The 21,895-nt window shown below is 69.5% G+C and carries 18 protein-coding genes; 15 read left to right on the top strand and 3 right to left on the bottom strand.

What is annotated here, in order from left to right:
• The first annotated feature begins 24 nt into the window (after positions 1 to 24).
• Complete coding sequence (locus TSH64_RS03465) at positions 25 to 1,167, top strand: acyl-CoA dehydrogenase family protein (protein ID WP_109095568.1); 1,143 nt, start codon at positions 25 to 27, stop codon at positions 1,165 to 1,167.
• 51 nt (positions 1,168 to 1,218) lie between these two features.
• Positions 1,219 to 2,019 (top strand): crotonase/enoyl-CoA hydratase family protein, encoded by an 801-nt coding sequence (locus tag TSH64_RS03470; protein ID WP_109095569.1) that lies wholly within the window; start codon positions 1,219 to 1,221, stop codon positions 2,017 to 2,019.
• 114 nt (positions 2,020 to 2,133) lie between these two features.
• Here TSH64_RS03470 and prpR read toward each other — a convergent pair whose 3' ends face one another.
• Complete coding sequence (gene prpR / locus TSH64_RS03475; RefSeq protein WP_199237429.1) at positions 2,134 to 4,128, bottom strand: propionate catabolism operon regulatory protein PrpR; 1,995 nt, start codon at positions 4,126 to 4,128, stop codon at positions 2,134 to 2,136.
• A 266-nt stretch (positions 4,129 to 4,394) separates the two neighbouring features.
• Here prpR and TSH64_RS03480 point away from each other — a divergent pair, with 266 nt between their 5' ends.
• The 13 genes from TSH64_RS03480 (at position 4,395) to TSH64_RS03540 (ending at position 17,217) form a co-directional block, all read left to right on the top strand.
• Positions 4,395 to 5,609, top strand: a complete 1,215-nt coding sequence (locus tag TSH64_RS03480) for a CoA transferase (RefSeq protein ID WP_109095570.1) — start codon at positions 4,395 to 4,397, stop codon at positions 5,607 to 5,609.
• A 3-nt stretch (positions 5,610 to 5,612) separates the two neighbouring features.
• Positions 5,613 to 6,530: a hydroxymethylglutaryl-CoA lyase gene (locus TSH64_RS03485; RefSeq protein WP_109095571.1), complete on the top strand. Its 918-nt coding sequence runs from the start codon at positions 5,613 to 5,615 to the stop codon at positions 6,528 to 6,530.
• A gap of 103 nt (positions 6,531 to 6,633) precedes the next feature.
• A complete protein-coding gene (locus TSH64_RS03490; RefSeq protein WP_199237431.1) occupies positions 6,634 to 8,223 on the top strand; it encodes an AMP-binding protein in 1,590 nt (529 codons plus the stop codon).
• Entirely contained in the window at positions 8,220 to 9,401 is a 1,182-nt protein-coding gene (locus TSH64_RS03495; protein WP_109095573.1) for an acyl-CoA dehydrogenase family protein, read from the top strand. The genes TSH64_RS03490 and TSH64_RS03495 overlap by 4 nt, the downstream gene beginning before the upstream one ends.
• 12 nt (positions 9,402 to 9,413) lie before the next feature.
• Entirely contained in the window at positions 9,414 to 10,295 is an 882-nt protein-coding gene (locus tag TSH64_RS03500; protein ID WP_109095574.1) for a branched-chain amino acid ABC transporter permease, read from the top strand.
• Positions 10,292 to 11,260 carry a branched-chain amino acid ABC transporter permease gene (locus TSH64_RS03505; protein WP_109095575.1) on the top strand — a complete coding sequence of 323 codons (969 nt, stop codon included), beginning with the start codon at positions 10,292 to 10,294 and terminating at the stop codon, positions 11,258 to 11,260. Before TSH64_RS03500 ends, TSH64_RS03505 begins: the two co-directional genes overlap by 4 nt.
• Positions 11,253 to 12,035 carry an ABC transporter ATP-binding protein gene (locus TSH64_RS03510; protein WP_109095576.1) on the top strand — a complete coding sequence of 261 codons (783 nt, stop codon included), beginning with the start codon at positions 11,253 to 11,255 and terminating at the stop codon, positions 12,033 to 12,035. The genes TSH64_RS03505 and TSH64_RS03510 overlap by 8 nt, the downstream gene beginning before the upstream one ends.
• A complete protein-coding gene (locus TSH64_RS03515) occupies positions 12,032 to 12,754 on the top strand; it encodes an ABC transporter ATP-binding protein (RefSeq protein ID WP_109095577.1) in 723 nt (240 codons plus the stop codon). The genes TSH64_RS03510 and TSH64_RS03515 overlap by 4 nt, the downstream gene beginning before the upstream one ends.
• A gap of 24 nt (positions 12,755 to 12,778) precedes the next feature.
• The gene (locus tag TSH64_RS03520) at positions 12,779 to 13,942 is read left to right on the top strand and encodes a thiolase family protein (RefSeq protein ID WP_109095578.1); all 1,164 of its coding nucleotides are present in this window, start codon (positions 12,779 to 12,781) and stop codon (positions 13,940 to 13,942) included.
• Entirely contained in the window at positions 13,942 to 14,373 is a 432-nt protein-coding gene (locus tag TSH64_RS03525; RefSeq protein WP_109095579.1) for a Zn-ribbon domain-containing OB-fold protein, read from the top strand. The genes TSH64_RS03520 and TSH64_RS03525 overlap by 1 nt, the downstream gene beginning before the upstream one ends.
• Before the next feature lie 52 nt (positions 14,374 to 14,425).
• Positions 14,426 to 15,625: an amino acid ABC transporter substrate-binding protein gene (locus TSH64_RS03530; protein ID WP_158285336.1), complete on the top strand. Its 1,200-nt coding sequence runs from the start codon at positions 14,426 to 14,428 to the stop codon at positions 15,623 to 15,625.
• A 1-nt stretch (position 15,626) separates the two neighbouring features.
• Positions 15,627 to 16,397 carry an enoyl-CoA hydratase/isomerase family protein gene (locus TSH64_RS03535; RefSeq protein WP_109095581.1) on the top strand — a complete coding sequence of 257 codons (771 nt, stop codon included), beginning with the start codon at positions 15,627 to 15,629 and terminating at the stop codon, positions 16,395 to 16,397.
• Entirely contained in the window at positions 16,390 to 17,217 is an 828-nt protein-coding gene (locus TSH64_RS03540) for an amidohydrolase family protein (RefSeq protein WP_109095582.1), read from the top strand. Before TSH64_RS03535 ends, TSH64_RS03540 begins: the two co-directional genes overlap by 8 nt.
• A gap of 61 nt (positions 17,218 to 17,278) precedes the next feature.
• Here the strand turns inward: TSH64_RS03540 and TSH64_RS03545 are convergent, their stop codons facing one another.
• Positions 17,279 to 18,229 (bottom strand): response regulator transcription factor, encoded by a 951-nt coding sequence (locus TSH64_RS03545; RefSeq protein ID WP_109095583.1) that lies wholly within the window; start codon positions 18,227 to 18,229, stop codon positions 17,279 to 17,281.
• Positions 18,198 to 21,668 (bottom strand): ATP-binding protein, encoded by a 3,471-nt coding sequence (locus TSH64_RS03550; protein WP_109095584.1) that lies wholly within the window; start codon positions 21,666 to 21,668, stop codon positions 18,198 to 18,200. The genes TSH64_RS03545 and TSH64_RS03550 overlap by 32 nt, the downstream gene beginning before the upstream one ends.
• Positions 21,669 to 21,895: the final 227 nt, after the last annotated feature.

The raw sequence follows: 21,895 nt of genomic DNA on the forward strand, positions 1-21,895 counted from the left end.
ACCGGTGCCATCGAGGAATTGACCATGGATCTGATCGCCTTTCCGCCCCCTCCCGACACGGATGTCGAGGCGCTGCGCGCCGAGGTCCGCGCCTTCCTGGCGGAGGAGCTGGCCACCCGCCGCCCACAGGACCGCTCGCGCTCCTGGAGCGGTTTCGACGCCGAATTCAGCCGCAAGGTCGGGCAGCGCGGCTGGATCGGCATGACATGGCCGAAGCGCTATGGCGGGCATGAGCGCAGCGCGCTGGAACGCTATGTCGTGCTGGAGGAGATGCTGGCCGCCGGGGCGCCGGTGGCGGCCCACTGGTTCGCCGACCGCCAGAGCGGACCGCTGCTTCTGAAGGTCGGCACCGAGGAGCAGCGCCGGTCGATCCTGCCGCGCATCACCGCCGGCGAGTGCTTCTTCTGCATCGGCATGAGCGAGCCGGATTCCGGCTCCGACCTCGCCGCGGTGCGGACGCGCGCCGTGCCGGTGGACGGAGGCTTCGTCGTCAACGGCACCAAGCTGTGGACGACCTACGCCCACCATGCCGACTACATGATCCTGTTCTGCCGGACCGGCGGTCCCGACGAGCGGCATGGCGGCACCAGCCAGTTCCTGGTCGATCTGAAGACGCCGGGCATCACCATCCGCCCCATCGCCGACCTGGCCGGCGAGCATCATTTCAACGAGGTGGTGTTCGAGGACGTCTTCCTGCCGGCGACATCCCTTCTGGGCCAGCTCGGAGACGGCTGGAACCAGGTGGTCGGGGAACTGGCGTTCGAGCGTAGCGGGCCGGAGCGCTTCCTGTCCTCCTTCACGCTGCTGGTCGAACTGGTGCGCGCGCTCGGCCCCAGCCCGTCGGACCATGCGGCGGCGGCGGTCGGCCGCCTGACCGCCCATCTCCTGGTGCTGCGGCGCCTGTCGCGCTCGGTCGCCGGCATGTTGCAGATGGGGGAGAATCCGGCATTGCAGGCGTCCCTGGTCAAGGATCTGGGCGCGATCTTCGAACAGGAGATCCCGGACATCGCCCGCCAGCTGGTCGATGCGGAGCCGTCGCAGCAATCCACGCGGGATTTCTCCGCGGTGCTGGCCCACACGATCCTCAACGTGCCGTCCTTCTCCCTGCGCGGGGGAACCCGCGAGATCCTGCGGGGCATCATCGCCCGCGGCCTCGGCCTCCGCTGACCGGCGGCCGGACCCCGCTCATCGACATCGAGAAAACGAAAGGAAGGCGCGATGACCAATCTCGTGCTGGTGGACAACGACGACGGCATCGTCACGCTCACCCTGAACCTGCCGGAGCAGCGCAACCCGATCTCCGATCCGGAGATGATCGAGGCGCTGGTGGAGACGCTGAGCGGTCTCGACGCGGACATGGGAACCCGGGTGATCATCGTAACGGGGGCCGGCGGCGCCTTTTCGTCCGGCGGGAACGTGAAGAAGATGGGGGAAAACGGCGGCCTCAACGACAAGGTCGCCGCCCAGACGCGCCGGAACTACAAGCTGGGCATACAGCGCATCCCGCTGCTGCTGGAGGCGATGGAGGTTCCGGTGATCGCGGCGGTGAACGGCCCGGCCATCGGTGCCGGCTGCGACCTCGCCTGCATGTGCGACATCCGCATCGCCGGCGAGAGCGCACGCTTCGCCGAGAGCTTCGTCAAGGTCGGGATCGTCCCCGGCGATGGCGGCGCCTGGCTGCTGCCGCGGGTCGTCGGCTTTTCCAAGGCCTGCGAGATGGCGCTGACCGGCGACGTCATCGATGCGGCGGAGGCGCTCGCCTGCGGTCTGGTGTCGCGCGTCGTTCCCGATGCGGATCTGCTGCCCCAGGCGCGTGCGATGGCCGCGCGGATCGCCGTCAATCCGCCCCATGTGGTGCGCATGACCAGGCGCCTGCTGCGTGAAGGCTGGACGGTCAAGCTCGACACGCTGCTGGAGATGTCCGCCGCCATGCAGGCGCTGGCGCATGCGACCGCCGACCACAAGGAAGCCATCGCCGCGCTGCTGGGCAAGCGTCCGCCGAACTTCACCGGCGCTTAAGGCGGGCGGCCCGCAAGCGTGGCCGGCCCTGGAGTCCGTTCGATGCTTTGCCGAAGCACCTGACGGACTCCAGGGCTTTTCGATTTTCCGACTGTGTCCCGTCGTCCGTGCCGGCTAGTCCCGCGCGGCGTCATCGCCGTCGGTGGAGGCACCGAGCCCGAGCTGGCGCATGCGTCGCCACAGTGTCGCGCGGCTGATGCCCAGTTGGCGCGCCGCGTCCGCCCGATTGCCGTGGGTGCGGGACAGGGCGCTTTCGATGACATCCCGTGCGTCGTTCCCGTCCCCGCCGGCTGACCCGTGCCTGTCCCGACCGGTCGGCCTGTCCTGTGCAAGCGGTTCGAGAAACAGCTCCGGGCAGTCATGGCGCAGGATCCCGGCGGGAATGTCCTCGACGGTGCCGAATTGCAGCACGAGCATGGTCAGGCGCTCGCAGATGTTCTCCAGCTCGCGCACGTTGCCCGGCCACCGGTAGGTGGCGAGCCGGAATTTCAAAGGCTCGACGACGACCGACGGCGCCAACCGCAACCCGGTGCGCTCCAGGCAGGCGGCGACGAAGCCCTCGGCCAGCACCGGCACATCCTCCACCCGGTCGCACAGCGGCGGCAGGCGCAGGCGCAGCGTGTTCAGCCGGTACAGCAGGTCGGCCCGGAACGCGCGCTGCGGCACCAGCTCCTCCAGCGGCTGATGGGTGGCCGCGATCACCCTGAGGTCGACCGGCAGCGGCACGACGCTGCCCAGACGCACGATCTCGCGCTCCTGGAGCACGCGCAGCAGCCGGGTCTGCAGGGCCAGCGGCATGTCGCCGATCTCGTCGAGGAACAGCGTGCCGGTGTGCGCCGCCTCGAACAAGCCGACCTTGCCGCCCTTGCGCGCCCCGGTGAAGGCGCCTTCCTCGTGGCCGAACAGCTCCGATTCCAGCAGGGATTCGGGGAAGGCCGAGCAGTTGATCGCCACGAAGGGGCGTCCGGCACGCGGGCCGAGATTGTGGATGGCCTGGGCGAACAGCTCCTTCCCCGTCCCGCTGTCGCCGGAAATCAGCACCGTCAGGTCGCTCGCCGCGAAGCGCCGCGCGGTGGCGCGCGCCTGCTCGATGGACGGGCTGTCGCCGCGGATGTCGTCGAGCGTGTAGCGGGTCGTCCGGTTGGAGCGGCGCCGGGTCTGGGACCGCAGGCTGACATCCGCCTCGCTGATAGCGCGGGCGTCGTAGACGGTGATCATGGCGCCGGTGACCTGCCCATGCTCGCGGATCGGGATGCGGTTGGCGATCCAGTCGCGGCGGCGGAAGGTCAGGACGCTGCCCTTTTCCGCCTCGCCGCTGCCCAGCACCCCGCGCAGGGACAGTTCCGGCGCCACCTCCGCCGCGACCCGGCCCAGGATGGCGTTCGGGGGAAAGCCGAGCAGGGCCTCCATCGCCGGATTGACCGCCGTCACCCGGTCGGCCGGATCGACGGCCAGCACCGCCTCCTGGACATTCCGGAGGACGCCGTTCAGCTGGCTGTAGCGGGCGTTTTCCAGCCGGGCGATGCGGGCCATTTCCAGCGCGTCGTCCAGCCCCTGGCGCACGCCCGCCACCGAATAGGCCAGGATGCCCTCCATCCCCAGCCGTTCGGTCGCCTCGACCACCACGCTCGACCCGATGATCACGGGAAAGCCGCGCTCCGCCATGCCCTTGACGCAGGCGACGGCCTCGTCCGGGGTCTCGTAGCAGCCCTGCTCCACCTCGGTCCGCAGCAGCCCCTTGATGGCGTCCAGTTCCGGGATGATGCGGCGGTGCATGACGATGCCGACCCGGTTCGACCGCTCCCGCGCCTTCAGCAGCGCCAGCAGGATGTCGTAGCCGCCGACCTTGATGGTGGCGACCGGCGATTTCACGGTGCTGCGCAGGTAGCTGGCATTGGCGCCGGCGCTGACGAAGGCATCCACCGCGCCCGACGCCTCGCGCTCCCGCGCCACCGCCAACGCCGCCTCATAGGCCTGGTCGATCACCTCGATCTCGGCACGCTGGGCGTATTCGTCCAGCACCGCACGCGCCAGCCGGGTGAGGTGGCGGTAGCTGAGGAAGCACAGCCGCAACCGCCCGGTGTTCGGATAGCCCAGCGCCATCGGCATGGTTCCTTCCTCCCGGCCATCGCCCCTCAAGGGGGCTGGCGGCATCGCGCCGGGGGCCGCCGCGTTTCATCCGCGTTGCAAACAAACGTTTCATGACACGTTTCATTGCAACGGTCCATCCGTTTCATGAAACGTCCGACCCGACCTCGAAAATCATCAACACCTTGATATTCAACAATAACGGCATTGGACGCCGGACTGGCACAGCGCTTGCTGTTTGATAAGCGAACAAACATTCCGCAAACGAAGCATCTGGGGCGAGGGGCATGGCACCACTGAACGGCATCCGGCTGATCGACCTGACGCACATGTTGTCCGGCCCCTACGGCACCATGCTGCTGACCGATCTGGGGGCCGAGACGATCAAGGTCGAACCGCCGGGCCGGGGCGAAGGAACGCGGCAGCTGCTGGCCGGCGATCCCGATTATTCCCGGCACGGCATGGGGGCCTATTTCCTCACGCTCAACCGTGGCAAGCGCAGCGTCTGCATCGACCTGAAAAGCGAGGAGGGGCGCGCGGTCTTCCTCGATCTGGTCCGCAAGAGCGACGTGGTCTTCGACAATTTCAGCGCCGGGGTGACGGAACGGCTGGGCATCGACTTCGCGTCGCTGTCGGCGGTCAACCCGCGCATCGTCACCTGTTCGGTCACCGGCTTCGGCGGCGACGGTCCCGATCCGAACCGGCCGGCCTTCGATCAGGTGGTGCAGGCGATGGGCGGCGGCATGAGCATCACCGGCCTGCCCGACGGGCCGCCGTTGCGCTCCGGCATCCCCATCGGCGACTTGGGCGGCGGGCTGTTCGGCGCGCTGGGCGTGCTCGCCGCGTTGCAGGAGCGGGAGCGGACCGGCGTTGGCCGCCATGTCGACGTGTCGATGCTGGACGTGCAGATCTCGCTGCTCAACTACATGGGCACGATGCACCTGATGTCCGGGCATGTGCCGGAACGGCTGGGCAACGGCCATTTCGTTCATGTCCCCTACAACACCTTCAGGACGGCCGACGGCCACATCATCATCGCCTGCATCGGCGACGCCTTCTTCGAGCGGCTGCTGCCGGTCATCGGGCGGCCGGAGCTGGAGACGCCGGACTACCGCCTGCAACCCGGCCGCTATGCCGACAAGGAACGGATCGAGCGGATCGTCGGGGAGGAACTGGTCAAGGACAGCTCCGCCAATTGGCTCGCCCGGCTGCGCGAGGCGCGGGTGCCCTGCGGCCCGGTCAACGATTTCGCCCAGGCGATGTCCGATCCCCAGGTGGTCGCCCGCGACATGGTTGTCGAGGTGCCGCTGTCGCAGGGCGGCACGGTGCGGATGCCGGGCAACCCGATCAAGCTGTCCGGGGGCAAGCTGTCAGGAAACAAGCCCGACCGCTTCACCGCCCCGCCGGAGCTGGGCCACGACACCGACGCCGTTCTTGAAACGCTGCTGGGCTACGGGCCCGAGCGCATCGGCGAGCTGCGCCGTGCCGGACGGGTGGGGTGAGCCATGGACCGCCTGCTGTTGACCGAGGTCGCCCCGCGCGACGGATTGCAGAACCAGCCGACCTTCGTTCCCACCGCCGGCAAGCTTGAGCTGATCCGGCGGCTGGCCGAGGCCGGGCTGACGCGGATCGAAGCCGCCAGCTTCGCCTCGCCCAAGGCGGTGCCGCAGATGGCCGATGCCGAGGAGATCGTCGCCGGAACCCGCTCCCTGCCGGGCGTCGAAATCTCCGCCCTTGCCATGAACGGCCGCGGACTGGACCGGGCGCTGGCCTGCGGAACGCCGCAGATCGCCACGGTGGTGGCGGCGACGGAGGAGATGAACCGGCGCAACATCAACATGACGCTGGACCGGGCGACCGCCGCCGCCGAGGAGGTGATCGGCCGCGCCCTGGAGGCGGGCATCGCCGTGCGCGCCTATGTCGCCGTCGCCTTCGAATGCCCGTTCGAGGGGCCGGTGGAGCCGGCCGCCGTCGTCCGGCTGGCGGAGCGCTTCGCCGCCATCGGCGCCGGCGAGGTGGTGATCGCCGACACCATCGGTGCCGCCGCTCCCGGCCAAGTGTCCGCCCTGCTGCGGGCGCTGCTTCCCAGCCTGCCGGCGGAGCGGATCGGCATGCATTTCCACGACACGCGCGGCTTCGGCATTGCCAACGCCCATGCCGCCATCGAGGCGGGCATCCGCCGGCTCGACGCCAGCGCCGGCGGGATCGGCGGATGCCCCTTTGCCCCCGGCGCCGCCGGCAACCTCGCCACCGAGGATGTCGTGCTGCTGGCCGAGAAATCCGGCCTCGCCACCGGCGTCGATCTGCCCGCCCTGATCGACGCGGTCGATGTCGCCGGACGCCTGCTGGGCCGGCCGCTCGGCGGGCGGGCCATGCCCTGGCTGAGACGCAGCCACGCGCAGGCTCCCGGAGTTCCCCGTTGAGTGCATACCGGAATATTCGACATCATTCGGACTGCCGATAATTAAGACATAAAAGGGAATAAAGTCCTCAACAGTCCGATGGAATACAGGGAGGAGCTTGGTCATGAGTTTGACAACCGGCATGGACCGACCGGCCGCCGCACTGGTGGCACGGGCCGCCGCCTCCACCGTGGGAAGCCTGTTCCTTTCCACCGCGCGGCTTTATCCGCAGCGCATCGCCATCGAGGATGACGGCCAGGACGAGGTCCGCATCCTGACCTTCGCCCAGCTGGCCGAACGGGTGAACCGCAGCGCCTCGGCGCTGGCGGCGCTGGGGGTGACGCGCGGCGCCCGTGTCGCCGTGCTGTCCGAGAACCGGCTCGAATACATCGAGACGCAGCTCGCCTGCGCCCTGCTGGGAGCGATCACCGCCTGCCAGAACTGGCGCCTCAGCCCGCGCGAGCTGGAGCACTGCATTGGCCTCGTCACGCCGACGGCGATCCTGGTCTCGCCCCGGCATGCGGGCATCCTGTCGGACACCGCCACCTCCGGCATTCCGGTGATCCGGTTCGGCGCGGAGTGGGAGCGCCGCCTTGCCGCCGCCTCCGCCGACACGCCGCCGGACGTCGCCGAGCCGGAGGATCCCCTGCTGATCCTCTACACCAGCGGCACCACCGGCCTGCCCAAGGGGGCGGTGCTGACCCATCGCAGCCAGCTGGCCCGCATGACGGCGGCGCCGTTCGACCTGGGGGTGCGGCCGGGCAACACCAACCTGTGCTGGCCGCCGCTCTACCACATGGGCGGCACCGAGCCGGCGCACTACGCCCTGCTGACCGGCGGGCGGGTGATCGTGCTCGACGCCTTCGATCCCGACCGGATCGCCGACAAGATCGAGACCGAGCGGTTCGAATGGGTGTCGATCATGCCGGGCACGCTGGGCCGGATGATCGAGGTGCTGGAACGGCGCGACGTCAGGCCGCTCGGCCTGCGCACCTGCGGCGTGATGGCCGACCTGTCGCCGCCCGCCGAGGTGGCGCGGCTGAGCGAGCTGCTGGGTGCGGATTTCCTCAATTGTTTCGGATCGACCGAGACCGGCACCCCGCCGCTGTCCGGCCGCCAGCTTCCCCGCGGCGCCACCGGCGATCTCGGCAAGGCGCCGAGCGTCGGGGCGGAAATCCGGCTGGTCGACCCGGACGACACCGACGTTCCCGACGGCGGCATCGGCGAACTCGCCATGCGCGGCCCGACGCTGTTCAGCGGCTATTGGAACAACGAGGCGGCGACCCGGCAGGACTTCCGCAACGGCTGGTTCCACATGGGCGACCTGCTCCGCCGCCGGCCGGACGGGCTCTACGATTTCGTCGACCGCGCCAAATACATGATCAAGTCGGGCGGCGAGAACATCTACCCGGCGGAGATCGAGCGCGTGCTGGTCGGCCATCCCGACGTGCGCGACGCCGTGGTCGTGCGCCGGAAGGACGACCGCTGGGGCGAAATCCCGGTGGCGGTGGTGGTGTCAGCCAACCCCCGCCTGGAGGCCGCCGAGCTGTCCGCCCTGTGCCGGCGGGAGCTGGCCGGATTCAAGCAACCCAAGGCCATCCACTTCGTGCCGCCCGAGCGCATCGTCCGCTCCACCACCGGCAAGGTGCAGCGCGGCGCCATCGAAAGCTGGGTCGAGAGTTGGGCCGATAGCCAGACGGTGGAGCCATCATGAGCGACAGCCTGTCCACCTATGCCGCCGCCGCCACCGGCGACGATGCCGCCGAACTCGACGCGCTGGTCCGCACCGTGAGCGGCTTCGTCCAGACCGTCCTGCGGCCGCATGAGGAAGCGGTGGACCGCGCCGACGACGTCGATCCCGGCCTGATGCGCGACCTGCGCCGGTCGGCCGCCGACCTCGGCATCTACGGCTACAACATGCCGGAGGAGATCGGCGGGCCGGGTCTGAGCCGGGTCGCCATCTCGGCCATCGACGAGGCGACCGGCCACACCAGCATGCCGCTGGCCGAGGCCTGCGGCCATCTGCCGGGGTCGCTGCTGTTCGCCGACGCCGCCCAGCGCGACTGGTTCGTCGGGCCGCTGATGCGCGGCGAACGCACCGTCGCCTATGCCCTGACCGAGCCGGACGCCGGGTCCGACCTGAACGCGCTCAGGACGCGGGCGCGGCGGACCGACGGCGGCTGGCTGCTGTCGGGCGCCAAGACCTTCATCTCGCATGCGGAGACCGCCGACCACACCATCGTGCTGGCGGTGACCGACCGCGATGCGCCGCTGAAGGGGCGGCTGACCACCTTCATCGTGCCGCGCGGGGCGCAGGGTTTCATCGTCGAACGCCGCTTCCGCAAGCTGGGCTGGCACGGCTACCACCTGTCGGCGCTCAGCTTCGACGACTGCTTCGTGCCGGACGACCATGTGCTGGGCGCGCCCGGCGCCGGCTTCGGCGTGATGATGGCGACCATCAACAACGACCGGCTGTTCGTGTCCTGCCGCTGCGTCGGCATGGCCCAGCGGCTGATCGATCTGGCCGTACCCCATGCCCGCGACCGCACCACCTTCGGCAAGAGGCTGGCCGACCATCAGGCCATCGCCTTCATGCTGGCGGACTGCGACGTGGAGATCGACGCCGGCCGGCTGCTCTGCGCCAAGGCGGCGCGCCTGTCGGACCAAGGGCACCCCGACGCCCGCATCGCCGCCTCGCGCGCCAAGCTCTACTGCACCGAGATGGTCGGGCGGGTGGCCGACCGGGTCCTCCAGATCTTCGGCGGGGCCGGCTTCATGGCCGACCTGCCGGTGGAGCGAATCTATCGCGACGCGCGCGGCTTCCGCATCGGCGAGGGCACCTCGGAGATGCAGCGGCTCCAGATCGCGCGCAGCCTGATCGACCGGATGTGAGGACAATCGCGGATGGAAACCACGCTTCTGGCCCAATCCCTGCTGCTGGCCCTGACTACCGCCGGGCTCTACGCCGCCATCGCCTCAGGCCTCACCCTGGAATTCGGCGTCACCGGCATCATCAACTTCGCCCATGGCGAGTTCGTCATGCTGGGCGCCTTCCTGACCTATTTCCTGTACGAGACGGCGGGCGTGCCGCCGCTGGCCGGCATGCTGCTCGCCGGTCTGGCGATGACGGCGCTGTCCTGGCTGGTCTTCGACGGGTTCCTGTCGAGGGTGCTGAAACAGGACGAGCACAACCAGATCCTCGCCACCATCGGGCTGTCGATCCTGCTGATCAATCTGGCGATGATCGCCTGGACGCCGGACGCCCGCGTGATGCACGCCCCGCCGCTGCTGCCGGCGTTGCATCTCGGCGACGTCATCGTTCCCGGCAACAATCTGGTCGTGCTGCTGGTCGGCATCGCGCTCTATGCCGGGATGATCTGGTTCATGCGGCACACCCGCCAGGGGCTGCTGCTGCGTCTGGCCGCCGACGACCCGCAGCTGGCGGTCCTGGCCGGGGTGGACGTGACGCGGATGTTCCGCCTGTCCTTCCTGATCGGCGGTCTGACGGCCGGCGTCAGCGGCGGGCTGGTGGCGCTGATCCTCTATGTCCAGCCGCTGGTCGGCGTCGATCTGGTGATGCGCGCCTTCGCCATCGTGGCGCTGGGCGGGCTCGGCAGCATCGGCGGCGCGCTGATCGGCGCGGTGCTGCTGTCGGCGGCGGAAAACCTGACCGCCACCTTCGTGCCGGGCGGGGGAAGCTGGGGCTACGGCGTCGCCTTCGTCATCATCGTCCTGGTGCTGGTCGTCCGGCCCACCGGCCTGTTCGGATCGGAGCGGCGCGCATGAAGACCGGACTGACGCGGCTCCTCCCCTATATCCTCATCCTGCTGGCCACGCTGGCGCTGGTGTGGATCGACAAGCCCTTCTGGATCCAGCTCGCCATCGGCGTCGCCATCACCGCGATCACCGCGCTTGCCTGGGACATCCTGTCGCGCACCGGCCAGGTGTCGCTGGGGTCGGCGGCCTTCTTCGGCATCGGGTCCTACACGCTGGCGATCTTCGAGCCGCTGATCGGGCTGACGCTGGCCTGGATCGCGGTCGTGGTGGTCTGCGCGCTGGCGGCGACCCTGCTCGGCCTGCTGACCCTGCGGCTGCGCCGGATGTATTTCGCCATCGCCACGCTGGGCTTCGCCCTGTCGATGCAGGTGCTGGTCGTGGTCTTCCCCGACGTGACCGGCGGCTCGGGCGGCATCGCCCCGCCGGTGCTGGCGGACGGCGATCCGCGCTGGCAGCTCGGGCTGATCGGGTTGCTGCTGCTTGCGGCGGTGGCCCTGTCGGACACGCTGCTCGGCCTGCGCTTCCGCCCTGCCTTCTTCATGATCCGCACCAAGCCGGAACTGGCCGCGGCCAGCGGCGTGCCGGTGGTGCGCATGAAGATCTTCGCCTTCATCGTCTCGGGCGTGCTGATCGGTCTGGCCGGCGCCTGCTACGGCGGCCTCTACGGTTATGTCGTGCCGACCGACGTCTTCACCACCAACTGGAGCGTGCTGCCGCTGGCCATTGCCACGCTGGGCGGCATGGACACCACCATCGGCCCGCTGCTGGGCGCCATCGCGCTGAAGGCGCTGGAGGAGGTGGCCCGCTCCGTCATCGGCGGCACCGGCTATCAGGTGGTCTACGGCGCCGTGATCATCCTGTTCGTCATCGGCATGCCGCAGGGGATCGTCGGCCTGCTGCGCAAGGCCGCGGCGCTGGCCGGACGCCGCACCGTGGCCGGCGAGAAGAAGAAGGAGCGGGAACGCCATGCCTGACACAGCCTCTCCCGACATCACCCGGCGGTCTGCACAGCCATCCGGCGGCGCGATCCTGGCGGTCGAGGATCTGACCGTGGCCTTCGGCGGCCTGAAGGCGCTCGACGGGGTGTCGCTGTCCATCGCGGCGGGCGAGATCACCGGCCTGATCGGCCCCAACGGCTCGGGCAAGAGCACGCTGGTCAACACCGTGTCGGGCCAGCTTCCCGTCCGCGGCGGACGCATCCGCCTGCATGGCGGCGACGTGACCGGGCGGCGTCCCGACCGGATCGTCCGCGCCGGGATGGCCCGCACCTACCAGATCCCGCGCGTTCCCCCGACCCTGACCGTCGAGGAGGTGCTGTCGGTCCCGCTGCTCTATGCCGGGCGCGACCGCCACCGGCTGCCGGGGCTGGGCGACGCCGCCGCCATCGCCGCCTTCTGCGGGCTGGGGCCGCTGTTCCGCCGGTACTGCGGCGACCTGTCGGTGACCGACCTCAGGCGGCTGGAGATCGCCCGCGCGCTCGCCTGCGCGCCGGACCTGCTGCTGCTGGACGAGGCGATGGCCGGCCTGTCGCACGAGGATTCGGTGGAGGTGATGGGCCTGATCCGCAATGTCCACGAACAGGGGATCAGCATCGTGATCATCGAGCATCTGATGCGCGTCATCACCAGCCTGTGCCACCGCGTCGTGGTGCTGAACAACGGCCGCCTGCTGGCCGAAGGGGCGCCGGCCACGGTGCTGGCCGACCAGGCGGTGCGGGAGGCCTATCTGGGCAAGGGGTTCGCCGCATGAGCCGCTTCGTCGGACGGATCGGCGGCGCCTCCTACGACCGCCTGCGCGTCCTCCACCAGCTCGACATCGCGGTGGAGAGCGGGCACATGCTCGTCATCCTCGGCTCCAACGGTGCCGGCAAGACCACGGCGCTGCGGGCGCTCGCCGGCACCGTCGCCACCAGCGGCCGCCATCTGGCGCTCGACGGGCAGGATCTCAGCGGCTGCGCGCCCTGGCAGCTTCCGGCCCATGGCGTGGTGCTGGTCCCGGACGGGGCGCGCTGCTTCCCGAACCTGAGCGTCGAGGACAATCTGCTGGGCGCCCATGGCGCCGCGGCGGGACGGCGGCGGCAGGCGCCCTACGGGCAGCTGCGCGACATGGTGTGCGGCTATTTCCCGATCCTGCGCGACCGCAGCCGCCAGATCGCCGGCACCATGAGCGGCGGCCAGCGCCAGATGCTGGCGATCGGCCGCGCCCTGATGGCCGAGCCATCGGCCCTGATCCTGGACGAGCCCTCGGCCGGGCTGGCCCCGATCATCGTCGAGGAGCTGTTCGTGACGCTTGCCAAGATCAAGCGCGAGACCGGCTGCGCCATCGTCATGGCCGAACAGAATGTCGGCTACGCCACCCACATCGCCGACCATTGCGTCGTGCTGGAGGAAGGGCGGACCGCCCTCTCCGGACCGATGGCAGAGGTCGTCAACCATCAGAAGCTGCGCAGCGCCTATCTGGGCATCTGACGCAGCGGAAACGGAGCACACCCCATGCCGGCAGTCGGTTCCGACGTCGTCATCGCGGGCATCGGCGAAACCCCCGTCGGTCGCCTGCCCGGCTGGTCGCCGGTCGAAATCCAGGCGGCGGCGGTTCTCGCGGCGCTGCGCGACGCGGGCTTCGCCCTGTCCGATCTCGACGGGCTGATCAACCTCGATCCCTACGCCACCCCCAACAGCATGTTCTCGTCCACGCTGGCCGAGCATCTGGGCGTGGCGCCCCGCTTCGCCTGCACGGTCGATGTCGGCGGCACCGTCACCGGCATGACCATGCTGCAGCAGGCGGTCTGGGCCATCGAGAGCGGCTATTGCGAGGTGGCCGCCTGCGTCTATGGCGAGAACGCCCTGACCGGCCGCCCCGTCGGCGCCCAGGGCCTGCACATGCACAATCTGCTGGGCGGGGAGGAGTGGGAGGAGCCGTTCGGCCTGCACGGCATGGTCATCCCCTACGCCCTGCTCGCCCAGCGCTATCTCGACCTCTACGGCGCCACCGACGCGGATCTGGCGGCGGTCGCCCTGGTCACGCGCCGCCACGCCCTGCTGAACGACAACGCGCAGATGCGCAAGCCGATGACGCTGGAGGATTACCGGGCCAGCCGCCTCATCAGCAGCCCGCTGCGCCTGCTCGACTGTTCGCTGGTGTCGGACGGCGGCGGTGCGCTGGTCCTGACGCGGGCCGGACGGGCGCCGCAGGGCCGCGGCCGCGGCGTCGCCATCCGCGCCATCGGCATGAAGACCACCCACAACTCGGTGGCCCTGATGCCGGACATTCCCGGACTGGGGATGGCGGCCGCCGGTGCCGACGCCTTCGAGGCTGCCGGGATGGGGCCGGAGGACATCCAGATCGCCAACCTGCACGACGCCTTCACCATCTCGGTCCTGGTGACGCTTGAGGCCCTGGGATTCGCCCGGCCGGGGGAGGGCGGGGCGCTGGTGCGCTCGGGCGCCATGGATCTCGGCGGCCGTTGGCCGCTGAACCCGCATGGCGGCCTGCTGTCCCAGGCCCACATCGGCGGGATGCTCCACATCACCGAAGCGGTGCGCCAGCTGCGCGGCGAGGCCGGGCGGCGGCAGGTGGAGGGCGCGCGCCGGGCGCTGGTCAGCGGCAACGGCGGCATCTTCTCGGTCTGCGGCGCCATGATTCTGGAGAAACCCTGATGCTGGATCTGCTCGCCACCCCGCCGAACCCGACGGGGGCCAGCGCCCCCTTCTGGGATGCCTGCGACCGGGGAGAGCTGCTGTTCCCCAAATGCGGACGCTGCGGCCGTCTCTTCTACTACCCGCGCCGGCATTGCCCGCTCTGCGGCGACACCGCGCTCGGCTGGCAGCGGATGTCGGGCCGGGGCACCGTCTTCTCGCACAGCCATGTCCATGTCGCCTTCCAGGGCGGGGCGTGGGACGGACAGCTTCCCTACACGGTGGTGCTGGTCGATCTGGCCGAAGGCCCGCGGATGGTCAGCCGGCTGATCGGCGGCGATGCCGCGGCCGTGCGGAGCGGCGATGCCGTGTCCGTCGTCTTTCCCCGGATCGGCTTTCCACGGATCGGCGAGCGCCGATACCCCTTCTTCGAACGCGCCGCCGCCGGCTGAACCGGCGGTGGAACCCACCCGCGGACAACGACATAAAAAACAGGAGGAAACCATGCGCTTCGTGAAACGGCTGGCGGCCGGCGCCGCAGCATTGGGCATCGCAGCACTGGCGATGACCGGCCCGACCCCGGCCGCAGCCCAGACGGCGGAGCCGATCCGGATCGGCGTGCCGCTGCCGCTGACCGGCGTGCTGGCGGTGGGCGGCCAGACCATCCTGGCCGGCGTGCAGTTCGCGGCGGACGAGATCAACGCCGCCGGCGGCCTGCTGGGCCGTCCGGTCTCCCTGCTGATCGAGGACACCAAGAGCGAGCCCAACACCGCCGCCACCATCGCCTCCAAGATGGTGACCGAGGACAAGGTCTACGCCTTCGTCGGCGGTTACGGCAGCACGGCGGACTTCGCGCTGCTCTCCAGCGTCAAGCGCTACAAGCCGCTGTTCATCCACACCGGTTCCTCGTCCGTCCGGCTGGAAAAGACCTTCGGTACCGAGGACTGGTACCATCACGTCTACATCTGGGATTATCACCGCCAGAAGGCGGCTTCGAGCTTCCTCGCCTCCATCGATCCCAAGGTCAAGACGGTGGCTCTGGCCTATGAGGACGGGCTTTACGGCGCCGACGCCGCCAAATATGCCGAGGAATATCTGACCAAGGCCGGCATCAAGCTGGTGATGAAGGAGCCGTTCAAATCCGGCTCGCCCGACTTCTCGCCGGTTCTGACCCGCGTCAAGTCGCTGAACCCCGACGCCTTCTTCTCCGTCGGCTATTCGGGCGACAACCTCCAGCTCGTCCGCCAGATGAAGAGCCTGGGGATCAAGCCGAAGCTGACCATGGTGGTGTCGGCCGGCGACCGTCGAGCCGACTATGGCGACATGAGCGAGGGGCTGACCATGATCACCGAATGGTCCACCGCCGACCGCACCCCGGCCGCCGCCGAGCTGATCCGCAAGGTGGAGGCCAAGGGCCAGACCATCGCCCCCGTCTTCCCCCAGGGCTATGTCGGCATGATGACCTTGGCCAAGTCCATCGAAAGCGCCGGCACGCTGGACCAGGACAAGGTGCGCCAGGCACTCTCCACCGCCACCTTCGACACCCCCTACGGCAAGATCGGCTACCGGCCGTCGGAAGGCGGCGGCCTGCACCAGCTTCTGTCCGACGAGACGATGGTCATCGTCCAGCACCGCAAGGAGGGCGAGGAGATCGTCTATCCGGCGGCCAAGGCGAGCGGCAAGCTCGTCTATCCGGCACCGTGAGATGACGGTCCGCTTTGAACGGCGCGGAACGGTCGGGCTGATCACCCTGGCGAAGCCCGACCGCCACAACGCGCTGGCCGCCGATCTGGTGGCCGACCTGCTCTCCACGCTCGACCGGCCCGAGGCGCGCCAGGCCGCCGCGCTGGTCATCGCCGGCGACGGCCCGTCCTTCTGCGCCGGGGCCGACATCGGCGACCTGCTCGACGCCGGCTGGATGACGCCGACACCCGGCGGGCCGACGCCGATGGACCTGTTCGAGCGGCTTGACGGCCATCCCCGCCCAACCGTCGCCGCCGTCCATGGCCGGGCGCTCGGCGGCGGGTTCGAGATGACCCTGTGCTGCGATCTGGTGGTCGCGGCGGCGGATGCCGTCTTTGCGCTGCCCGAACTGGGGCTGGGTGTGGTGCCCAACACCGGGCTGGCGCGGCTGGCGCAGATCGCCGGCCCGCGCCACGCGCTGGACCTGATCCTGACCCGCCGCCGCATCGGGGCGGAGGAGGCGGCGACGCTGGGGCTGGTCTCCCGCGTCGTTCCGCCCGGACGCGCCGTGGACGCCGCGGTGGAGCTGGCGCGGGCCATCACCGACGGGGCGCCGCCGGGGGCCATCGCCACGGTCAAGCGCGCGGTGCGCCGCGCGGCCCCCGTCGACTGGGAGGCGGTGCGCACGATGCTGGCCGAGCTGCCCCCCGGCGAATGGGCGGAGGGGCTGGGCGCCTTCCGCGACCGGCGGCGGCCCGACTACAGCGAATTCTGGAGGACATCGGATGCGTGACGCCAAATCCTTCCAGGTCTTCGACCTGCATCACCATGTCGGCTCGCTCGACATTGTCGGCGGCCCAAAAGGCAACGGCGCCTCGGGCGGCATGACGGCCGATGCCGAACAGCGGATCGCCTTCATGGACCTCCATGGCATCGCCCAGGCCCTGCTGATGCCGTCGAACGGATATCAGGCGCCGAACGGCATCGCCGACACCCGCCGCGTCAACGATGCCGTCGCCGAGTATCGCGACCGCTGGATCGACCGTTTCCCGGCGGCGCTCGCCACCGTGTCGCCGCTGGAAGGGGATGCGGCGCTGGACGAGATCGACCGCTGCATCGAGGTGCTCGGGATGAAGGGCATCGTCTGGCACCACCGGTTCCAGGGCTGCGCCATCGACCATCCGCGCATGGATGCGCTGCTGGAGCGCGTGCGCCATCACGGCGTGCCGGCCTTCATCCACATCATCGGCGATTCCAAGCTGGAATCGCCGTGGAAGCTGGAGGTGCTGGCCGAACGCTTCCGCGACGTTCGGTTCGTCGCACTGGACGCCTTCTCGTCTCCCGATTTCGCGCACTGGATGCCGCACATCGCGCGGCGTCATCCGAACATCCTGTTCGACACCGGGGTGATGGTTCCGGTTTCCCACATGATCGAGCGTTTCGTGCGCGAGGCCGGAGCGCACCGGCTGCTGCTGGGCACGGATTTCTACTCCTCGCCCAAGCTGTTCAGCGTTCCTTTCCCCCTGCTGGAGATCCTGGCCTCCGACCTGACCGACACGGACTGCGCGGAGATCCTCGGCGGCAACGCCCGCCGCCTGCTGGGGCTTGCCTGAGAGACCGGCCCGGGTGGTGGCTTCCGCTTGGGATCTGGACCCGTATTCGCAAACCGTCCATCTACCGCCCGTTCAGCGCCCGCACCGCCATGGCGGCGGCGGCGGCCCGGTTCTCGACGCCGAGCTTCGCATAGATCTGCTCCAGATGCTTGTCGACCGTGCGCGGGCTGAGACCGAGGATTTCGGCGATGTCGCGGTTCGGCTTGCCGTTGGCGACCCACATCAGCACCTCCGCCTCGCGCGGGGTCAGCGACAGCTTGTCTTTCAACAGCCCGCCCTCGCCGGCACCGGATTCCTCGGCCAGTTGCAGCAGGATCTCGTCGGGGCCGGTCTGGCCGACCGGGCTGAGGCGCAGGCGGCGGCCGTCGGCAAGGGTGGCGATCACCACGCTGTCCGGCTTGCGCCCGGCGCCGCCGGCCTGACGGTCGGCCAGCCAGCGGCGCGCCTCCTCCGGCAGCGAGACGCCGGTGGCGTGGCCGTCGGCGGCGGCGGGGCCGAAGGCGGCCTCCAGCATGCGGGTGGTCTGCGGCGTGCACCACAACACCTCGCCCCGGTGGTTGGCGGCGAGCAGGGTGCGGCCGGTGACGTCCAGCGCCGCCCGCGTGCTCTGGGCGACACGGGCGTTGGCGAGGTGGGCGTACATGCGGGCGATCAGCGTTTCGGCGACGATCGGCTTGGTGACGTAATCGACCCCGCCGGCGGCGAAGCCCTTCAGGATGTGCTCCGTCTCGGTCAGGCCGGTCATGAAGATGACGGGGACATGGGCGACCTGGCTGCTGCGCTTCAGCTGCCGGCAGGTCTCGAAGCCGTCCAGCCCCGGCATGATGGCGTCCATCAGGATGACGTCGGGGGTCACTTGCTCCAGCAGGGCCAGCGCCTTGCGGCCGTCCAGCGCCACCAGCACGGTCACCCCGGCCTCCTCCAGCGCGTCGGTCAGGAAGCTGAGGGCTTCGGGCGAATCGTCGACGACGAGGACGACGTCACGCGGTCTGGTTACGGATTTCATCGTCATGGCTGGCATCGTCATGGCTGTCATCGCGGTACACCGCCTCCAGCGCGGCCATATACTGGTTCAGGTCGTAGTTGCTGACGAGCGTCCGCATGCGGCCGACGAAGCGCTCCAGCTCCGGATGGGCGGCGGCGATCTCGGCCAGCTTGGCCTGCATGCCGCGGACATAGCCGATGCGGCCCAGATGGATCAGCTCGGCGATGTGGTGCTGCGGCGGCAGTTCGGATGCGGCGAAATCCGCCGGGCCGTCGTCCGCGCCGGCCGGTGTCTCGTATTCCCAGTCGATGCCGCGCAGCCGGCCGATGCAGGCGAGCAGCTTCGGGATGGAGACCGGCTTGGCGACAAAGCCGTCATGCGGCTGGCCCCCATCGGCGCGGGCGTCGGCACCGGTCCCGGCTCCCAGCCCGGCGGCGGGCCGGTCCTCCCGCGTGTCGGCCGACACCAGGACGATGGTGGTGTCGTCATGGCCGGAGGCGCGCAGCCGCCTCGCCACCTCCAGACCGTTCATGCCGGGCATCGAGATGTCGAGCAGCAGGATGTCCGGCCGGTGAAGCTCCGCCATGGCGAGGCAGGTCGGGCCGTCGGTCGCCTTGAAGACGGTGAAGCCAAGCTCGGCCAGCAGGTCGGCCAGCAGGTTGCGGTGGGCGAGGTCGTCGTCGGTGACCAGCACGGTCAGGCGCGGCCCGCGATAGCCGCGGATCGGAAGATCGGGCTGGGACGAGGCGGTCGACAGCATCGCCGCCGACATCATCAGCCGCACCCGGAACAGGCTGCCGGCGCCGGGCGTGCTGGTCACGGTGATCTCGCCGCCCATCACCTGGGTCAGCAGCTTGGTGATGGTCAGGCCGAGCCCCATGCCGGGCACCATCGGGTTGGCGGCAGAGCCGCGCTCGAAGGGCTGGAAGATGCGCTCCAGATCGGCCGCGGCGATGCCGGGACCGGTGTCCTCGACCTCGAACTCGGCGATCTGGCTGCGGTGGCGCACCCGCAGGCAGACGGCGCCGCTGTCGGTGAACTTGATGGCGTTGGACAGCAGGTTGATCAGGATCTGGCGGATGCGCCCCTCGTCGGTGAAGACCACCGGCGGCAGATCCTCCGGCGCCTCGAAGCGGAAGGCGATGCCCTTGGCTTCCGCCTGGAGGTGGAACATGCCGACGAGCTGGTCGAGCAGGTCGCCGAAGCGCACCTCCGCCCGGTTCAGCTGCAACCGGCCGCTCTCGATCTTCGACACGTCGAGCAGCCCGTCGAGCAATCCTGACAGATGCTCGGCGCTGCGGCGGATGACGCGCACCGCATCCACCCGGTGCGGCGGCATGGCCGGATCGCGCTCCAGCATCTGCGAATAGCCGAAGATGGCGCTGAGCGGCGTGCGGAACTCGTGGCCGATGCCGACCAGATAGCGGCTCTTGGCCAAGTTCGCCGCCTCCGCCGCCTCCTTCGCCTTCTGAAGCTGGGCGTCGGTGCGCTCATGCGCCTCGATCTCCCGCATCAGCAGGTCGGTCTGCCGGTGCGTCTCCTCCTGCGCCACCTTGCGGCTTTCCCGCGCCAGCACGAACAGCCAGGTGGCGACGCCGGCGACGATCATCAGGATGAAGAAGACCTTCCACAGCGTGCTGCGGATCAGCGCCTGCGCCTCGGCGTTGACCGACGCAACCTCGACATAGACCAGCGACAGCACGGCGCCGATGGCGAGCGCCAGCATCAGCAGGACGCCGAGATAATGCCCGAGCCGGGCCTTCAGCGCCGTGGCGGCCCGCGGCGGCAGGACGGCGTCGAGCGCGTGGCGCAGCTGCACGCCCAGCCGCGCGTCCTTCTTGCAGCCGTCGCCGCAGCGGGCGTCCAGCGAACAGCAGAGCGAGCAGATCGCCCCGGCATAGACCGGGCAGAAGGCCATGTCGTCGGGCTCGAAGGCATGCTGGCAGATGCGGCAGCGGATCGCCTCCTCGCCGTTCCAGTCCTCGAAGGGGCGGCGGGCGATGTAGTAGCGGCCGCGGGTCGCCCAGGCGATGGCGGGGGCGGCGAGGAAGGCGGCGGCGAAGGCGAGGAAGGGGGCGCAGACCTTCAGGGTCGTCCCCAGCCCGCCCAGGAAGGCCAGCATCGACAGCACCGTCGCCAGCAGCATGGCGCCGACGCCGACCGGGTTGATGTCGTAGAGATGGGCGCGCTTGAACTCGACATGGCGCGGGCTGAGGCCGAGCGGCTTGTTCACCACCAGATCGGCGACCAGCGCGCCGATCCAGGAGGCGGCGACGCTGGAATAGAGCCCCAGCACCGGCTCCAGCGTCTTGTAGATGCCGAGTTCCATCAGCATCAGGCCGATGACGACGTTGAACACCACCCACACCACCCGGCCGGGATGGCTGTGGGTCAGGCGCGAGAAGAAGTTCGACCAGGCGATGGAACCGGCATAGGTGTTGGTGACGTTGATCTTCAGCTGCGACAGCACGACGAACAGGCCGGTCAGGCCCAGCGCCAGCTGCGGCGACGGCGTCACATACTGGAAGGCGACGAGATACATCCGCGTCGGCTCCGCCGCCAGTTCCACCGGCACGGCGTTCTGCAACGCCAGCACCACCAGGAAGGATCCGAGCAGAAGCTTGATCGTGCCGATGACGATCCAGCCCGGCCCGGCCGCCACCAGCGCCGCCCACCAGCCGAGCCTCTTGCGGCCTTTCGCGTCGGGGTCGTAGGGCAGGAAGCGGATGAAATCGACCTGCTCGCCGATCTGCGCCAGCAGCGAGAACACCACCGACGCCGCGGCGCCGAACAGCATCGGGTCGAAGCCGCCAGCCGCATCCGGCGCCCGGCCGGGGAAGCGGGTCCAGGCGGCGAAGGCCTCGCCGTCCTGGACGGCGATGAACAGGAAGGGGAGGGCGTGCAGCGCCAGCCACAGCGGTTGGGTCCACAGCTGGAGGCGGCTGATGACGGTGAAGCCGTAGGCGACCAGCGGGATCACCAGCAGCGAGCTGACGACGTAACCGGCGGCCAATGGCAGGCCGAAGACCATCTCCAGCGCCGTCGCCATGATCGCCGCCTCGATGGCGAAGAAGATGAAGGTGAAGGACGCGTAGATCAGCGAGGTGATGGTGGAGCCGATATAGCCGAAGCCGGCGCCGCGCGTCAGCAGATCCATATCCACGCCATAACGGCTGGCGTAATAGCTGATGGGCAGCGCGCTGGCGAAGATCAGGGCGGCGGCGGTCAGGATGGCGAGCAGCGCGTTGGTGAAGCCGTAATTCAGCGTGACCGCCCCGCCGATGGCCTCCAGCGCCAGGAAGGAGATCGAGCCGAGTGCCGTGTTGGCGACGCGCAGCGGAGACCAGCGCCGCGCCTTCCGCGCGGTGAAGCGCAGCGCGTAATCCTCCAGCGTCTGGTTGGCGACCCACCTGTTGTAGGTCCGCCGGACCGCGATCACCCTCTGGCGCCCCGCCGTCGGCCCCATTCGCCCTCCCTGAAATCAGTTTGCGGTACAGATTGTTTGAAATTTCCCCTTGTTCCCCGGTCTCATAGTAAAGCCCGCGGTTCCGCCAGTCTGTCAGAAATAAAGGCACCGAACAACAAGGCCTGAGGGCCGCTATAGTCTGCGAGAGGACACGGAGCCGTCACTCGCTCTTGGGTGGTTGCGAGCGCCGGATCGAATTCGGACTGCCGCGATTTTATAACGATTTG

Source organism: Azospirillum sp. TSH64 (assembly GCF_003116035.1).
Lineage (GTDB): Bacteria > Pseudomonadota > Alphaproteobacteria > Azospirillales > Azospirillaceae > Azospirillum.

Coding starts and splice junctions, on each gene's coding strand:
- TSH64_RS03465 (WP_109095568.1), top strand. CDS start 25: ATGGATCTGATCGCCTTTCCGCCCCCTCCCGACACGGATGTCGAGGCG.
- TSH64_RS03470 (WP_109095569.1), top strand. CDS start 1,219: ATGACCAATCTCGTGCTGGTGGACAACGACGACGGCATCGTCACGCTC.
- prpR (WP_199237429.1), bottom strand. CDS start 4,128: ATGCCGATGGCGCTGGGCTATCCGAACACCGGGCGGTTGCGGCTGTGC.
- TSH64_RS03480 (WP_109095570.1), top strand. CDS start 4,395: ATGGCACCACTGAACGGCATCCGGCTGATCGACCTGACGCACATGTTG.
- TSH64_RS03485 (WP_109095571.1), top strand. CDS start 5,613: ATGGACCGCCTGCTGTTGACCGAGGTCGCCCCGCGCGACGGATTGCAG.
- TSH64_RS03490 (WP_199237431.1), top strand. CDS start 6,634: ATGAGTTTGACAACCGGCATGGACCGACCGGCCGCCGCACTGGTGGCA.
- TSH64_RS03495 (WP_109095573.1), top strand. CDS start 8,220: ATGAGCGACAGCCTGTCCACCTATGCCGCCGCCGCCACCGGCGACGAT.
- TSH64_RS03500 (WP_109095574.1), top strand. CDS start 9,414: ATGGAAACCACGCTTCTGGCCCAATCCCTGCTGCTGGCCCTGACTACC.
- TSH64_RS03505 (WP_109095575.1), top strand. CDS start 10,292: ATGAAGACCGGACTGACGCGGCTCCTCCCCTATATCCTCATCCTGCTG.
- TSH64_RS03510 (WP_109095576.1), top strand. CDS start 11,253: ATGCCTGACACAGCCTCTCCCGACATCACCCGGCGGTCTGCACAGCCA.
- TSH64_RS03515 (WP_109095577.1), top strand. CDS start 12,032: ATGAGCCGCTTCGTCGGACGGATCGGCGGCGCCTCCTACGACCGCCTG.
- TSH64_RS03520 (WP_109095578.1), top strand. CDS start 12,779: ATGCCGGCAGTCGGTTCCGACGTCGTCATCGCGGGCATCGGCGAAACC.
- TSH64_RS03525 (WP_109095579.1), top strand. CDS start 13,942: ATGCTGGATCTGCTCGCCACCCCGCCGAACCCGACGGGGGCCAGCGCC.
- TSH64_RS03530 (WP_158285336.1), top strand. CDS start 14,426: ATGCGCTTCGTGAAACGGCTGGCGGCCGGCGCCGCAGCATTGGGCATC.
- TSH64_RS03535 (WP_109095581.1), top strand. CDS start 15,627: ATGACGGTCCGCTTTGAACGGCGCGGAACGGTCGGGCTGATCACCCTG.
- TSH64_RS03540 (WP_109095582.1), top strand. CDS start 16,390: ATGCGTGACGCCAAATCCTTCCAGGTCTTCGACCTGCATCACCATGTC.
- TSH64_RS03545 (WP_109095583.1), bottom strand. CDS start 18,229: ATGACGATGAAATCCGTAACCAGACCGCGTGACGTCGTCCTCGTCGTC.
- TSH64_RS03550 (WP_109095584.1), bottom strand. CDS start 21,668: ATGGGGCCGACGGCGGGGCGCCAGAGGGTGATCGCGGTCCGGCGGACC.